This window comes from Arhodomonas sp. SL1 (assembly GCF_052060015.1).
GTDB lineage: Bacteria > Pseudomonadota > Gammaproteobacteria > Nitrococcales > Nitrococcaceae > Arhodomonas.
The window spans coordinates 66,189-81,492 of sequence record NZ_JBPODZ010000006.1 but is presented as its reverse complement, the minus strand read 5'-3'; the positions used below and the strand labels follow the sequence as shown (position 1 = coordinate 81,492).

At 66.3% G+C, this 15,304-nt stretch carries 16 protein-coding genes and 1 tRNA gene; all 17 read right to left on the bottom strand.

Features of this window, described 5'->3' with window-relative positions; genetic code table 11:
- Positions 1-3 precede the first annotated feature (3 nt).
- The gene (gene nuoK, locus ACQ754_RS10245) at positions 4-309 is read right to left on the bottom strand and encodes an NADH-quinone oxidoreductase subunit NuoK (RefSeq protein ID WP_440996930.1); all 306 of its coding nucleotides are present in this window, start codon (positions 307-309) and stop codon (positions 4-6) included.
- 43 nt (positions 310-352) lie between these two features.
- Positions 353-967, bottom strand: a complete 615-nt coding sequence (locus ACQ754_RS10240; RefSeq protein WP_440997069.1) for an NADH-quinone oxidoreductase subunit J — start codon at positions 965-967, stop codon at positions 353-355.
- A 41-nt stretch (positions 968-1,008) separates the two neighbouring features.
- Positions 1,009-1,497, bottom strand: a complete 489-nt coding sequence (nuoI, locus tag ACQ754_RS10235) for an NADH-quinone oxidoreductase subunit NuoI (protein ID WP_440996929.1) — start codon at positions 1,495-1,497, stop codon at positions 1,009-1,011.
- Between the two features lie 22 nt (positions 1,498-1,519).
- A complete protein-coding gene (gene nuoH, locus ACQ754_RS10230; protein WP_440996928.1) occupies positions 1,520-2,539 on the bottom strand; it encodes an NADH-quinone oxidoreductase subunit NuoH in 1,020 nt (339 codons plus the stop codon).
- 37 nt (positions 2,540-2,576) lie between these two features.
- Positions 2,577-4,961, bottom strand: a complete 2,385-nt coding sequence (nuoG, locus tag ACQ754_RS10225) for an NADH-quinone oxidoreductase subunit NuoG (protein WP_440996927.1) — start codon at positions 4,959-4,961, stop codon at positions 2,577-2,579.
- The gene (gene nuoF, locus ACQ754_RS10220) at positions 4,958-6,238 is read right to left on the bottom strand and encodes an NADH-quinone oxidoreductase subunit NuoF (protein ID WP_440996926.1); all 1,281 of its coding nucleotides are present in this window, start codon (positions 6,236-6,238) and stop codon (positions 4,958-4,960) included. The genes nuoG and nuoF overlap by 4 nt, the downstream gene beginning before the upstream one ends.
- A gap of 2 nt (positions 6,239-6,240) precedes the next feature.
- Positions 6,241-6,750 (bottom strand): NADH-quinone oxidoreductase subunit NuoE, encoded by a 510-nt coding sequence (gene nuoE, locus ACQ754_RS10215; RefSeq protein ID WP_440996925.1) that lies wholly within the window; start codon positions 6,748-6,750, stop codon positions 6,241-6,243.
- A complete protein-coding gene (locus tag ACQ754_RS10210; protein ID WP_440996924.1) occupies positions 6,747-8,000 on the bottom strand; it encodes an NADH-quinone oxidoreductase subunit D in 1,254 nt (417 codons plus the stop codon). The genes nuoE and ACQ754_RS10210 overlap by 4 nt, the downstream gene beginning before the upstream one ends.
- Positions 7,993-8,730, bottom strand: coding sequence for an NADH-quinone oxidoreductase subunit C (locus tag ACQ754_RS10205; protein ID WP_440996923.1), 738 nt, complete (start codon positions 8,728-8,730; stop codon positions 7,993-7,995). Before ACQ754_RS10205 ends, ACQ754_RS10210 begins: the two co-directional genes overlap by 8 nt.
- 15 nt (positions 8,731-8,745) lie before the next feature.
- Positions 8,746-9,222, bottom strand: coding sequence for a NuoB/complex I 20 kDa subunit family protein (locus tag ACQ754_RS10200; RefSeq protein ID WP_440996922.1), 477 nt, complete (start codon positions 9,220-9,222; stop codon positions 8,746-8,748).
- Positions 9,213-9,569 carry an NADH-quinone oxidoreductase subunit A gene (locus tag ACQ754_RS10195; RefSeq protein ID WP_440996921.1) on the bottom strand — a complete coding sequence of 119 codons (357 nt, stop codon included), beginning with the start codon at positions 9,567-9,569 and terminating at the stop codon, positions 9,213-9,215. The genes ACQ754_RS10200 and ACQ754_RS10195 overlap by 10 nt, the downstream gene beginning before the upstream one ends.
- Before the next feature lie 161 nt (positions 9,570-9,730).
- Positions 9,731-9,815 (bottom strand) — tRNA-Leu (locus ACQ754_RS10190).
- Positions 9,816-9,889: 74 nt separating this feature from the next.
- Positions 9,890-10,252, bottom strand: a complete 363-nt coding sequence (gene secG, locus ACQ754_RS10185) for a preprotein translocase subunit SecG (RefSeq protein WP_440996920.1) — start codon at positions 10,250-10,252, stop codon at positions 9,890-9,892.
- A gap of 16 nt (positions 10,253-10,268) precedes the next feature.
- Entirely contained in the window at positions 10,269-11,018 is a 750-nt protein-coding gene (gene tpiA, locus ACQ754_RS10180) for a triose-phosphate isomerase (RefSeq protein ID WP_440996919.1), read from the bottom strand.
- 56 nt (positions 11,019-11,074) lie between these two features.
- Complete coding sequence (glmM, locus tag ACQ754_RS10175) at positions 11,075-12,436, bottom strand: phosphoglucosamine mutase (protein WP_440996918.1); 1,362 nt, start codon at positions 12,434-12,436, stop codon at positions 11,075-11,077.
- The gene (folP, locus tag ACQ754_RS10170) at positions 12,429-13,295 is read right to left on the bottom strand and encodes a dihydropteroate synthase (RefSeq protein WP_440996917.1); all 867 of its coding nucleotides are present in this window, start codon (positions 13,293-13,295) and stop codon (positions 12,429-12,431) included. The genes glmM and folP overlap by 8 nt, the downstream gene beginning before the upstream one ends.
- Before the next feature lie 47 nt (positions 13,296-13,342).
- Complete coding sequence (ftsH, locus tag ACQ754_RS10165; RefSeq protein WP_440996916.1) at positions 13,343-15,247, bottom strand: ATP-dependent zinc metalloprotease FtsH; 1,905 nt, start codon at positions 15,245-15,247, stop codon at positions 13,343-13,345.
- Positions 15,248-15,304 lie beyond the last annotated feature (57 nt).

Sequence of the window (15,304 nt, the reverse complement as noted above, 5' to 3'; positions counted from 1 at the left end):
CGATCAGCCCTTCATACTGTCAAGATCGCCGACATTGATGGTGCCGCGATTGCGGAAAAGCACCACCAGGATGGCCAGCCCGATGGCCGACTCCGCGGCCGCCACGGTGAGGATGAAGAACACGAAGACCTGCCCGTGGATGTCCCCGAAGGCGCTCGAGAAGCCGATGAAATTGAAGTTCACCGCAAGCAGGATCAGCTCGATGGACATGAGCAGGATCAACGCGTTCTTGCGATTGAGGAAGATCCCCGCCACACCGAGGCTGAACAGGATCGCCCCGAGCACCAGATAATGCGACAGTTCCAGCATGCTTCGTCCCGACGGTCGTGGGGTTTACGGCGTCACGCCGCGGTTACTCTCGTTTTTCCGATTTCATGGACACCACCCGCAGACGCTCGGCCTTGTGGGTACGCACCTGCCGGGCGATGTCCTGGTGCTTGGTCCCGGGCCGCCGCCGCAGGGTCAACATGATCGCCGCGATGATCGCGACCAGCAGGATCACCGACGCCACCTCGAAGGCATAGACGTAGACCGTATACAGCACGTTGCCGATGAGCGCGGTGTTGCTCTGCTCGGTGCCGACACCGCCCAGGCCCTCCCCGCCGCTGCCGGCGAGGCCCACGGCGGAGAGCTCGCCGGAGCCGATCACCAGCAGCATCTCCAGCAGCATGGCCAAGCCCACAGCCGCTCCGACGGGCAGGTAGCGGGCGAAGCCCTCGCGCAGCGGTGCGACGTTGATGTCGAGCATCATTACCACGAACAGGAACAGCACCATGACCGCCCCGACGTAGACCAGCACCACGGCGATCCCCAGGAACTCGGCCTGGGCCATCACCCAGAGCACCCCGCTGTTGAAAAACGCCAGCACCAGGAACAGCGCCGAGTGCACCGGGTTGCGCGCGGTGATCACCATGGCGGCGGCGAAGATCAACACCGCCGCGAACACGTAGAAAATGATCAGCTCAATCACGTCGCCTCATTCCTCGTTGGCCAGTGGGGCCGGTCGCCTTACCGATACGGGGCATCCGCCGCCCGGTCCCGGGCGAGCTGCTCTTCGTATTCGTCGCCGAAGGCGAGCAGCTGCTGCTTGTTCACGATCTGCTCGCCGCGCTCCTCGAAGTGGTACTCGTACACCCGTGTCTCCACGATGGAATCCACCGGGCAGGACTCCTCGCAGAAGCCGCAGTAGATACACTTGAACAGATCGATGTCATAGCGGGTCGTGCGCCGCGTGCCGTCCTCGCGGGGCTCGGACTCGATGGTAATCGCAAGCGCCGGGCACACCGCCTCGCAGAGCTTGCAGGCAATGCAACGCTCCTCGCCGTTGGGGTAGCGGCGCAGGGCGTGGCGGCCACGGAAGCGCGGCGACTGCGGCGCCTTCTCCTCCGGGTACTCAATCGTGTACTTCTCGTCAAACAGATGGCGGCCGGTCAGCCGCAGGCCCTTGACCAGCTCCACCAACAGGAAGCTGTTGAAGAACTCGCGTATCGCTTGCATGCAAGCCTCCCGTACTCAGGGCCTAAAACCAGGGACCGAAGCCGGTGAGGATAAACACCGACTCCACGACCAACCAGACAACGGTCACCGGGATCAACACCTTCCAGCCCAGACGCATGATCTGGTCGTAGCGGTACCGGGGAAAGGTGCCCCGGAACCAGATGTAGCAGAACAGGAAGAACGCCGCCTTGAGGCAGAACCAGATGATACCCGGTACCAAATCGAAGATCGGCCCGATCACCGGCAACCCATGGAAGGGCGAATACCAGCCACCGAGGAACATGATCGCCGCCAATCCGGAGATCAGGATCATGTTGGCGTACTCGGCGAGGAAGAACACCGCGAAGGCCATGCCCGAATACTCGACGTGGAAGCCGGCGACGATCTCGGACTCGCCCTCCGCCACATCGAAGGGCAGGCGGTTGGTTTCCGCGACCCCGGAGATCCAGTAGACCAGGAACAGCGGCAATAGCGGCAACCAGAACCAGTTCCAGATCGGTCCTGCCTGGGCCTCTACGATCTCGCTGATATTGAGGCTGCCGGCGGCCATCAGCACGCCCACCAAGGCGAAGCCCATGGCGATCTCATAGGAGACCACCTGGGCACCGGCGCGCAACGCGCCAAGCAGTGCATACTTCGAGTTGGACGCCCAGCCGGCGACGATGACGCCATAGACGCCCAGGGATGCCATGGCCAGCACGTACAGCAGGCCGGCATTGATGTCGGCGATCACCAGGCCCTCGCCCACCGGGAGCACCGCCCAGGCGGCGAGCGCGGGCATGATCGAGAGCATCGGCGCGATCACGAAAAGACCGCGGTTGGCGTTCAGCGGTAGCACGATCTCCTTGAGCATCAGCTTCAGGGCGTCGGCGATGGGCTGCAGCAACCCGTAGGCACCCACCCGATTCGGCCCCCGGCGTAGCTGCATCCAGCTTATGACCTTGCGCTCGGCATAGGTCATGTACGCCACGGCGAGAAGCAGCGGTACCAGCAGTACCACGATCTTCGCCAGGATCCACAAAAGCTCGAGAATTTCCGCCATGCCCGTTTTGCCTTGTGATTGAAGCGATCTGTGCCGATCAGTCGGCGCGGAGGGTCACCGCGGCGAGCAACGGCCCGAGGCCCTCGCTGCCCGCCAGCCCGGCGTCCACCCACACCGTATCCGCCGGCACCGCGTCATCGTGGACCACGATCATCCGCCGCGGCTCACCCTCGCCCACCTGCAGGCGGACCGAATCACCGTCCGCCACACCTTGGGCGGCGCCCGTCTCCGGGGCCATGACCGCGCGCGCCGGCCGTGCCTGTACGGTGTGCTGGAGCGCCTCGCCCCGGCGCACCAGGGCATCGGCGCCATAGATCGCGATACCGCCGGCACGCACCAGCCCGTCGAGCTCCACCCGGTCGCCGACGTCACCCTCCCAAGCAAGGGTGTCCGGCAGCGCGTCATCGGCGCGCTCGCGCAGCTCGGCATGGATCTCGTCCGGTGCCTGATAGTCGTAACCGTCCAGCTCGAGGAGATTACCCAGCACCCGCAGCAGCCGCCAGGCGGGCCGCGCCTCCCCCACCGGTCGACCCACGCCCGCGAAGGTCTGCCAGTCACCGTGGGCGTTGACATAGCTGCCCGCCGTCTCGCCGAAAGTGGCCACCGGCAGGATCACGTCCGCCCAGGCCTTCATTCGCTCGGAGCACCAGGGGCTCAGGGCCACCGCCAGCTCGGCGCCGGCCAGGGCACACTCGGCGGCGGCACCGTCCCAGCAGTCATGCTCCGGCTCCACGCCCAGGGTGATGTAGGCGGGGAGGCCCTTGCCGAGCATCTGCGTTGCCGGCAGACCCCGCCCCGCCGCGGGCACGGCCCCGGCGATCCAGCCGCCGGCGCTATTGCCGCCGGAGGCCAGCACACCCAGGGTGGCGCCGGCGAGCCGTGCCACCAAAGCGGCCAGCGCACGGAGCTCCGCGCCGGCCGGGTGCCCTTCCACCAGGGCCCCCGTCAGGATCGCTGCGTCGTCCGCCTCCACCAGTCGCCGGGCCACTTCCCGGTGACCGTCGTCCGGCTCTGCTGCGTAGGCGCCCACCCACTTCGGCAGCTCCACGGACTGCAAGGCGGCCACCGCGCCGGCGATAGCCGCCAGCTCCCGGGGCATGGCCCCGGGGTGGACGACCCGTTCCGCGGCAGGGGCGTAGTTCCACTGATGGTAGCGGGGGTTGAGGAACATGATCGCCCCCCCGCGCAAGGTCGCCTGGCGCAGGCGATGGTTGAGCAGGGGAACCTCCCAGCGAAGGTGGCTACCCACCACCAAGGCGGCGTCGACCTCCGCCATGGAGGCGATCGAGCGGCCCAGATACGGCCACGCCGGTGCCCGCGCATCGTCGCGGCAATCCGCCTGGCGCAACCGGTGATCGATGTTCTCGCTGCCTAGCTCCCGCACCAAACGCGCGAGCAGGTACATCTCCTCGGTGGTGGCATTGGGCGAGACGAGGGCGCCGAGGCCCTCCGGACCATGCTCACGCAACACATGGCGCAGCCCGGAGACGGTGTGCTCGAGGGCGGTCTCCCAGTCGGTCTCCTTCCACTGCCCGTTGATCTTGATCAGCGGCGCAGCGAGGCGGTCGTCGCTGTAGATGCCCTCATAGCTGAATCGATCGCGATCGGCGATCCAGGTCTCGTTCACCGCTTCGTTATCGGCGGGCACCACGCGCTTGATCGTCCCACGGACGTGGTGGAGCTTGACGTTCGCGCCAATGGGATCATGCGGGCTCACCGAGGGGTGGCTCAGCATCTCCCAAGCCCGTGCGCGGAAGCGGAAGGGCTTGTTCGTCAGCGCGCCCACCGGGCAGAGGTCGATGATGTTACCGGAGAGCTCCGAGTGCACGCCGAGCCCCACCCAGGTGCCGATCTCCATGTGCTCGCCACGGTACATCCCCCCGAGCTCCGAGGTGCCGGCGATCTCGTCGAGGAAGCGCACGCAGCGGGTGCAGTGGATGCAGCGGGTCATCTCCGTGGCCACCAGCGGCCCGAGGTCCTCGTCCTTGACCACGCGCTTGCGCTCCACAAAGCGCGAGACGCTGCGGCCGTAACCCATGGAGATGTCCTGGAGCTCGCATTCGCCGCCCTGATCGCAGATGGGGCAGTCCAGGGGGTGGTTGATGAGCAGGAACTCCATCACCCCCTTCTGGGCCTTGAGCGCGCGTTCCGACTGGGTGGAGACGTTCATGCCGTCCCCCACCGCCGTGGCGCAGGCGGGCAGCGGCTTCGGTGCCGGGCGTCCGTTCATCTCCACGTCCACCAGGCACATCCGGCAGTTCGCCGGCGCCGAGAGCTTGCGGTGATAGCAGAAACGCGGGATGTCGATGCCCTGCTCGTCGGCCACCTGGATGATCGTCGCCCCCTTCGGGGCCTCGACCTCGCGGCCGTCGATGGTAACGGTGACCATGTCCGGATTGGCTTGCTCGACCTTCGCGTTCATGCTGCCGCCTCAACCATGGAGCGCTTGTGCTCGATGTAGTACTCGAACTCGTGGCGCCAGTGCTTGAGCACCCCCTGCACTGGCCAGGCCGCCGCCTCACCGAAGGCGCAGATGGTGTGCCCGGCGATCTGCCCGGCCGCCGCCTCCAGCATCTCGAGGTCCTCGGCGCGCCCCTTGCCCTCGTAGATTCGCTTGATCACGCGGTGCATCCAGCCCGTACCCTCCCGGCACGGGGTACACTGCCCGCAGGACTCGGCGTAATAAAACCGGGAGATACGCAGCAACGCCTTGACCATGTCCGTGGTCTCATCCATGACCACCACCGCCCCCGACCCGAGCCCGGAGCCCGCCTTCTGGATGGCGTCATAGTCCATGGTGAGATCCATCATGATCTCCCCGGGCAGCATGGGCATGGACGAACCGCCGGGGATCACCGCCTTGAGCTCGCGCCCGTCCCGCACGCCGCCGGCCATCTCCAAGAGATCCTTGAACGGCGTGCCCAGCGGGATCTCGAAATTACCCGGCCGGTTCACGTGCCCGCTCACCGAAAAGATCTTGGTGCCCCCGGCGTTGGGGATTCCCATCTCCAGGAACCAGTCCGCCCCGTTGCGGATGATCGACGGCACCGAGGCCAGGGTCTCGGTGTTATTGATGGTGGTGGGTCGGCCGTAGACGCCGAACTGGGCCGGGAACGGCGGTTTGTTGCGCGGTTGCCCCTTCTTGCCTTCCAGGGACTCCATCAACGCCGATTCCTCGCCGCAGATATAGGCACCGGCGCCGATATAATTCTCCAGCCGGAAGTCGAAGCCGCTGCCCAGGATATCCTCGCCCACGTAGCCCGCCGCCTTGGCCTCCGCCAGGGCCTGCTCCATGCGCTCGAACGGCTCTTTCATGAATTCGCCGCGCATGTAGTTATAGCCGTGGGTGGCGCCCATGGCGTAGCCGGCGATCACCATCCCCTCGATCAGGGCATGGGGGTTATAGCGCAGGATGTCCCGGTCCTTGCTGGTGCCCGGTTCTGACTCATCGGAGTTACAGAGCAGGTATTTCGGACCCGGCGCGTCCTTGGGCATGAAGCTCCACTTCATCCCCGCCGGGAAACCCGCGCCGCCACGCCCGCGCAGCGACGACTTCTTGATCTCCTCGATCACCTCATCGCGCGTCATGCCGTCGCCGAGCACGCGCTCCAGGGCCTGATAGCCACCGATACTGCGGTAGTTCTCCAGGGCCCACGGCTCGTCGAATTGGAGCGTTGCGTAGCAGACCTCGTTCGCCATACCTACTCCAGGTTATCCAGGATCTCGTCGACCTTCTCCCGGGTCAGGTGGGTGTGATAGGCCTCGTCGACGAGCATCATCGGCGCGCCGGTGCAACCCGCCAGGCATTCATCCTCGTGCTTGAGGGTGATACGGCCGTCGCTGGTGGTCTCGCCGACGCCGATCCCGAGCTTCTCCTCGATATAGGCGAGGATCTCCTCGCCCCCGCAGAGCATGCACGAGATGTTGGTGCATACATTGACCTTATGCCGGCCCACCGGCTGGGTGTCGAACATCGAATAGAAGGTGGCGATCTCATAGACCTTCACTGGTGGCAGGCCCAGGTACTCGGCCACCGCGTCGATGAGCTCCCGGGACAGCCAGCCACCGTTGCCCTCCTGGGCGATATGCAATGCCGGAATGACCGCGGAGCGCCGGCCCTTGTCATCGTCCGGGAACTTCCCCAGCCAGTGGTCGATTTCCTCGCGCTGATGGGTGGTCAGGTGCTTTTCGGCCAACTGCTCGGCGCTCACCGGTCAATCTCCCCGAACACGATATCCAATGTCCCCATGATGGTGACCACGTCCGCAATCATGTGCCCCCGCGCCAGCTCGTCCATGGAGGCCATGTGCGGGAAGCCCGGGGCACGGAGCTTCACCCGGTAGGGCTTGTTGGCGCCATCGGAGATCAGATAGCAGCCGAACTCGCCCTTCGGCGCCTCCACCGGGGCGTACACCTCGCCCTCCGGGACGCTGTAGCCCTCGGTGAACAGCTTGAAGTGATGGATCAGCGACTCCATGTCGTCCTTCATCTGCTCCCGCGTGGGCGGAGTGACCTTGTGATCCTCCAGGCGCACGGGACCGGCATTGCGCTGCAGCCACTGGGCGCACTGCTGGATGATACGTACCGACTGCCGCATCTCCTCGATGCGCACCAAGTAGCGATCGTAGCAGTCACCGTTGGTCCCCACGGGGATGTCGAAGTCCAGCCGGTCGTAGACCTCATAGGGCTGCTTCTTGCGGAGATCCCACTCGACCCCGGAGCCGCGCAGCATCGGCCCGGTGAAGCCGAGTTGCAGCGCCCGCTCCGGCGAGACCACCGCCACGTCCACCAGACGCTGCTTCCAGATGCGGTTGTCGGTAAGCAGGGTCTCGAACTCGTCGATCACCTTCGGGAAGCGCTCGCAGAAGGCCTCCAGGAAGTCCAGCATCGAGCCCTGGCGATCACTGTTCAGTCGCTTGAGATCCGCCTCGGAGCGGTGGGGCGAGGGCTCGTAGCGGATCATCTGCCCGGGCAGGTCCCGATGGACCCCTCCGGGACGATAGTAGGTCGCGTGCATGCGCGCACCACTGACCGCCTCATAGCAGTCCATGAGCTCCTCGCGCTCGCGGAAGGCGTAGAGGAAGACGGTCATCGCGCCCACGTCCAGGCCATGGGCGCCGATCCACATCAAGTGATTAAGGATGCGGGTGATCTCGTCGAACATCGTGCGGATGTACTGCGCCCGAATCGGCGGCTCGATGCCGAGGAGCTTCTCGATGGCGAGCACGTAGGCGTGCTCATTGCACATCATGGACACGTAGTCCAGCCGATCCATATAGCCAATGCTGTGGTTGAACGGCTTCGTCTCGGCTAGCTTCTCGGTGGCCCGGTGCAGCAGCCCGACGTGGGGATCGGCCCGGCGCACGGTCTCACCCTCGAGCTCCAGCACCAACCGGAGCACGCCGTGGGCGGCCGGGTGCTGGGGACCGAAGTTGATGGTGTAGCTGCTGATCTCAGGCATCGGCGCCACCCTCCTGCTCGGATGCCGGCCGCGTGTAGCGGTTGTCCTCGCGAATCACCCGCGGCACCGTCACCCGCGGTTCGATGCTGACCGGCTCGTAGACCACGCGGCCACGCTCCTCGTCGTAGCGCACCTCCACATTGCCGATCAGCGGGAAGTCCTTGCGGAAGGGATGGCCCACGAAACCGTAATCCGTGAGGATGCGGCGCAGGTCCGGGTGGCCGTCGAAGACGATGCCGTAGAGATCAAACGCCTCGCGCTCGAACCACTCCGCACCGTTCCAGATGCTGACCACGGAATCCAGGACGGGGAAGTTGTCGTCGCCGGCGTAACAGCGCACCCGCAGCCGATGGTTATGGGTCAGCGACAGCAGCTGGTAGACCGCGGCAAAGCGCCGCCCCGTGTTGGAGCGGATCTCCTGGATGCCATAGATGCCGGTGAGCCCGAGCCGGCCGGTGGTAAAGCCGTCGACGCCGCGGCTGAAGCCCACCGCGGTGGCCTCCTCGGTGATCCACTCGTCCTCGCCGTAGGCGGCATAGTCGACGCCGGCGATATCGATGAGCTGCTCGAAGCGCAGCCCGTCATGGTCCCGGAGCTCGCGCATCACCGCGAACAAGTCCTCGGGGGCCACCTCGACGTCTACCTCGCCATGAGCGATCTCGATGTTGCCGACCCGGTCGCCGAACACCTCCCCCAGGCGCCGGCCTAGCTCTTCCGCGTAAACGGCCATGGACTGGAAGCCTCCTCAGCGGGCGATGGTGTTGGTGCGGTGGATCTTCTTCTGTAGCTGGATGATGCCGTAGAGCAATGCCTCCGCCGTGGGCGGGCAGCCGGGCACGTAGATATCCACCGGCACGATGCGGTCACAACCGCGCACCACCGAATACGAATAGTGGTAATAACCGCCACCGTTGGCACAGGAGCCCATGGAGATGACCCAGCGCGGCTCGGCCATCTGGTCATAGACCTTGCGCAGCGCCGGCGCCATCTTGTTGACCAGGGTGCCGGCGACGATCATTACGTCCGATTGCCGGGGCGAGGGGCGGAAGATCACGCCGAAGCGGTCCATGTCGTAGCGCGCCGCACCGGTGTGCATCATCTCCACCGCACAGCAGGCGAGCCCGAAGGTCATGGGCCACAGCGAGCCGGTCCGCGCCCAGTTGATGAGCTTGTCGGAGGAGGTGGTGACGAACCCCCGCTCGAGAACGCCTTCTACTCCCATTCCAGCGCCCCCTTCTTCCACTCGTAGAGGAAACCGACCAGCAGGATGCCCACGAACAGGGCCATCGCCGCGAAGCCGAACAGGCCTACCTTGTCGAGAACGATCGCCCACGGGAACAGGAAGGCGATCTCCAAATCGAAGATGATGAACAGGATGGCGACCAAGTAGTAGCGCACATCGAACTTCATGCGCGAGTCCTCGAACGCCTCGAAGCCGCACTCGTAGGCGGAGAGCTTCTCGTCGTCCGGGCGGGTGGGACCGAGGATGAAGCCGAGGGCCGGAAGCGCGACCCCCAACCCGACCGCGATCAAGATAAACACCAGGATGGGTAGGTACGATTCAACCATGGACTGCCCAACCGTTGCGGAGGACGCCGAAGGGAAGGTCGGCGCGCTGATGAACTGCCGGCAGTCTAGGCGAACGATGACGCCGGTGTCAACTTCCGCGGACGGTATTTTTCTTTATTAAACAAATAGTTAGCGCGGGGGTTCCCGCGCCGGAAAGGATATGGTGCGGATGGCCGGACTCGAACCGGCACGGCTTTCGCCACTGCCCCCTCAAGACAGCGTGTCTACCAGTTCCACCACATCCGCATGCGATGACTGTCGTGCATCCCGCTGACGATGCGAGCGCGCACTATAGCAAAGCGCCCACACACCGGCAATGCCTACTCCGAAGGTGCCGGGGCCGGCGGCTCCCCGCTGCCCTCGCCGCTGGCCTCACCGGCGGACTCCGGTACCCGTTCATCGATCACGCTGCCGCCGTCACCGTCCATGACGCTGCCGACGTCGTCGAAGCTGCCGGTGATCATCGCCAGCACCAGGCTGGTGCCAAAGAAGCTCGCGGCCAGCACCGCCGTTACCTTGCTCAGGAACGAGGCCGCACCGCGGGAGCCGAACACCGTCCCCGAAGCACCACTGCCGAACGCCGCGCCGGCGTCCGCGCCCTTGCCGTGCTGGAGCAGCACCACACCGATCACCGCCAGGCAGACAAGGACATGGACAGCGAGCAGGATACTGTAAACGGACATCAACTGGCCCCGAAGTTCACGATGCCGGGCACGCCGCAGCGGCCCGGCATATAGACAAGAATTCACCGGGGCGCAACGATGCGCCCCCCACTAGCGCGCCGTCGACCTCCTCGAGGGCGAACAGCGCTGCGGCGTTATCGGCCTTGACGCTCCCGCCGTAAAGGACGGCGGCGGCAGCGGAGCCAAGATGGCGGCGGATGAAACCATGCACCGCGCGGATTTGCTCCGGAGCGGCCGACTCCCCGGTGCCGATGGCCCAGACCGGCTCATAAGCGATCACTGCGCCCGTCATCACGGCGCCGCCGAGCCGCGCTGCGACCGCGTCGATCTGGCGGGCGATCACCGCCTCGGTTTCCCCGGACCGCCGCTGCTCCAGGGTCTCGCCGACGCACAGCACCGGGGTGACGCCGCCTGCACCGGCTGCCGCAAAACGGGCCGCAACCAGATCGTCAGACTCGTTGTAGTGGCCACGCCGCTCGGAGTGGCCGACGAGGGCATACGTACAACCGAGCTCCGCGAGCATGGCGGCGCTGACCTCGCCGGTATACGCCCCGGCATCCGCATCCGCGACGTTCTGCGCCCCCAGCGACACCTGCGTCCCCGCCAGGGCCTCGGCCACCGCAGGGATGTGGACCATGGGTGGCATCACGCCGACCCGTACCCCGTGAAGGGCTTCGACGCCGTCCGCCACCGCCACGGCCAGCGCCCGGGCCTCGGCGAGGCTGCCGTTCATCTTCCAGTTGCCGATGACCAGCGGCTGGCGCATGGGTCCCCGTCGTCTCCGCTCAAGGCGCGTTAGGGTACCCGCGGGGGCGGTGGAAATCAATCCACGACACTGGGCTCTCGGCCCATGGCGGCGCCGACGCGCTCGGCCAGCCAGCGTGCGGCGCGATCCGCCAGGGCCCCGTCACGCGCCTCCACCATCACGCGGATCACGGGCTCGGTGCCCGATGGCCGCAGCAGCACCCGCCCGGCCTCGCCAAGCTCCGCCTCGATCTCGCGCACTGCCTCGTTCACCGCCGGGACCTCCCAAGGGTCCCGCCGCTCGGCCACGGGGACGTTGACCATTTCCTGGGGCAGGCGCTCCATGCCGCGCCGTATCTCGGCGAGCCCCCGCCCGGCCTGCACCGCATAGCCGAGCACCTGCAGCGCGGAAACGATGCCATCGCCGGTGCTGGTGCGATCCAAGCAGACGATATGGCCGGAGGACTCGCCGCCGAGGACCCCCCCGGTCTCGACGAGGCGTTCGAGGACATAGCGGTCACCGACCTTGACCCGTTCGAAGCCGATACCCGCCCCGAGCAGGGCGCGCTCCAGCCCGAGATTCGACATCAACGTGCCCACCACCGGAGCGGCCAGGCCTTCCGCGGCGTGGCGCTCCCGGGCGATGATCCAGAGCAGGTCATCGCCGTCGAGCACCTCCCCGTGCTCGTCGACCATGATCACACGGTCGCCGTCGCCGTCGAGGGCGATGCCGGCATCCGCCCGCTCTCGCAGCACCGCCGCCTGCAGCGCCGCAGGGTGCAGCGATCCGCAGTCGACATTGATGTTGAGCCCATCCGGCTCGGCCCCGATGGCCAGCACCTCGGCGCCCAGCTCCCGGAACACCGCCGGCGCCACTTGGTAGGCGGCGCCATTGGCGCAGTCCACGACCAGGCGGAGACCGGAGAGATCACCGCCGGCCCGCAAGGTATGCTTACAGAACTCGATGTAGCGCCCCGCGGCATCCACCATCCGGTAGGCCTTGCCGAGCCCCTCCGAGGCCACGGTCTCGAGCGGTGCCTCCAGCCGGGCCTCGATGGCGGTCTCGGTGGCGTCATCGAGCTTGTGCCCGGCGGCGGAGAAGAACTTGATGCCGTTGTCGTAATGGGGATTGTGCGAGGCACTGATCACGATGCCGGCATTCGCCTGCAAGGTTCGGGTGAGGTAGGCAATGCCCGGGGTAGGCATGGGCCCGAGCAGTTGGATGTTGACGCCGGCGGAGGAAAGCCCGGCCTCCAGGGCGGACTCGAACATGTAGTTGGACAGCCGCGTGTCCTTGCCGATGACGACCACGTTATTGGTCCCGCGGCCGGCAAGCACACGCCCGGCGGCCCAGCCGAGCTTGAGCATGAAGTCCGCTGTGATCGGGTACTCACCCACCCGCCCGCGGATCCCGTCGGTGCCGAAATAGCGCCTAGCCATTACCACCCTCCCTGGGGATGTCCCCGTTGCCCATCACGAACTCCGCCACCCGAAGCGCGTCCACGGTCGCCGCTACGTCATGGGCGCGGATCACCCGGGCCCCGGCCCGGACAGCGAGGACATGGGCCGCGAGGCTCCCGCTGACCCGCTCCTTGGGCGGCCGATCCACGATATGCCCGATAAAGGACTTACGCGACAGCCCCACGAGCACCGGCAGGCCGAGGCCGACCAGCGCGTCCAGGTGATGCAGCAGCGTGGCGTTGTGGGTCATATCCTTACCGAAGCCGAACCCCGGATCCAGGAGGACCCGGGATCGCGGGATGCCCGCCGCCTCACAGGCGGCCACCCGTTCGTCCAGGAAGGTGCCCACCTCCGCGATCACGTCGTCATAGTGAGGATTGCGCTGCATGTTCCGCGGGGTGCCCTTCATGTGCATCAGACAGACCGGTAAGCCGGTCTCCGCGGCGGCCTCCAGGGCGCCGGGTTGGCGAAGCGCCATGACGTCGTTGATCATCCCGGCACCCGCCCGCGCCGCAGCGCGCATCACCCCGGGCTTGGTGGTATCCACCGATACCGGCACCGGCAGTTCCGCGGCGAGCGCCTCGAGCACCGGCAGGACCCGTGCGAGCTCCTCTTGCTCGGTAACCCCCTCGGCACCCGGTCGGGTGGACTCCCCCCCGATGTCCACGATCGCGGCCCCCTCGGCCACCAATCGATGGCCGCGCTCCAGGGCAGTATCCGCGTCAATGAAATCACCCCCGTCCGAGAAGGAGTCGGGGGTGACATTGAGCACGCCCATCACCACAGGCGTAGAGAGATCCAGCGGTTTCCCGCCGCAGTCCATTATCGCATCCGTCATACGGGCCCTATCCGCGTCCCCGGGCCCCCGCTGGGGGGGCCGGCGCATCAGTGCTCGCTCGCGGGGCCACCTACCTTGCCGGTCTCGGATTCATCGGCCCCGCCCTCCCCGGTGCTCGGCTGGGCCGGTCCTTGGGAGTCCTCCGGCGGGCGCGGCGGGCGGCCGTTCATGATGTCCCCGATCTGCTCATGGTCGATGGTCTCGTACTTCATGAGCGCCTCGGCCATCATGTGGAGCTTATCCATGCTCTCCTCGAGGATCTGCTTGGCGTAGCGGTAGTTCTCCTCGATGATTCGGCGCACCTCCTCGTCGATGGCGTGGGCCGTCTCGTCGGAGATCGTCTTGTGCTGGGTCACCTGGTGGCCGAGGAAGACCTCGCCCTCGTCCTCGCCGTAGGACAGTGGCCCCATGCGGTCGGACAGCCCCCACTTGGTGACCATGTTGCGGGCGAGCTCGGTGGCACGCTGGATGTCGTTCTGCGCGCCGGTGGTGACCCGGTCCGGCCCGAAGATGATCTCCTCGGCGAGCCGCCCGCCGAACAGGCTCGCGATCTGGCTGTTGAGCCGCCGCTTGGTGAAACTGTAGCGGTCCTCCTCGGGGAGGAACATGGTCACACCCAGTGCCCGCCCGCGCGGGATGATGGTGACCTTGTGCACCGGGTCGTGCTCCGGGGAGCGCAGTCCCACGATGGCGTGGCCGGACTCGTGGTAGGCGGTCAGGCGCTTCTCGTCCTCGGTCATCACCATGGACTTGCGCTCGGCGCCCATCATGATCTTGTCCTTGGCGTCCTCGAAGTCCTGCTGGTCGACCACGCGCTTGTTCCGGCGCGCCGCGAACAGCGACGCCTCGTTGACCAGGTTGGCGAGGTCCGCGCCGGAGAACCCGGGTGTACCGCGGGCGATCACGCGGGCATCGATGTCATCGGCCACCGGGACCTTGCTCAGGTGCACCTTGAGGATCTGCTCACGGCCGCGCACATCCGGCAACGGCACCACCACCTGACGGTCGAAACGGCCGGGACGCAGCAGCGCCGGGTCGAGCACGTCCGGGCGGTTGGTGGCGGCGATGACGATCACACCCTCGTTGCCCTCGAAGCCGTCCATCTCCACGAGCATCTGGTTCAGCGTCTGCTCGCGTTCGTCATGGCCGCCACCGAGGCCGGCACCACGCTGGCGGCCAACGGCATCGAGCTCATCGATGAAGATGATGCACGGCGCGTGCTTCTTGGCCTGCGCGAACATATCACGCACCCGGGAGGCACCTACGCCGACGAACATCTCCACGAAATCCGAGCCCGAGATGGTGAAGAACGGCACCCGGGCCTCGCCGGCGATGGCCTTGGCAAGCAGGGTCTTGCCCGTGCCCGGCGGTCCGACCATGAGCACGCCCTTGGGGATCTTGCCACCGAGACGCTGGAACTTGGACGGATCGCGGAGGAACTCCACGAGCTCGACCACGTCCTGCTTGGCCTCCTCCACGCCGGCGACGTCGGCGAAGGTGATCTTGACCTGCTCCTCGGACATCATCCGGGCGCGGCTCTTGCCGAAGGACATGGCCCCACGGCCGCCGCCACCACCCTGCATCTGGCGCATGAAATAGATCCACACCCCGATCAGCAGCAGGAACGGGAACCAGGAGATCAGGATCTGCAGCAGGATGCTGCGGCCCTCCTCGGGCTCGGCATCGATGGTGACGCCGTTATCCAGGAGCGTACCGACCAGCGGGCTGTTGTCCGTCTCCGGGTTATAGGTGGTGAACGGCTGGCCACCGTCCTTCTGACCGCGGATCACCGGCCCCTTGATGGTGACCTGGCTGATATTCCCGTTCTTCACCTCGGAGAGGAACTGTGAATACGGGATCTCCCCCGGGGTCACGCTGTTGCTCTGGAAGTTGCTGAACACCGACATCAGCACGATGGCGATGACCACCCAGAGGATCAGATTCTTGGCCATGTCGTTCAAGGCTGCTCACCTCGGTCCGAATGCATTTCGAGGGCCGCATCCCGCAGG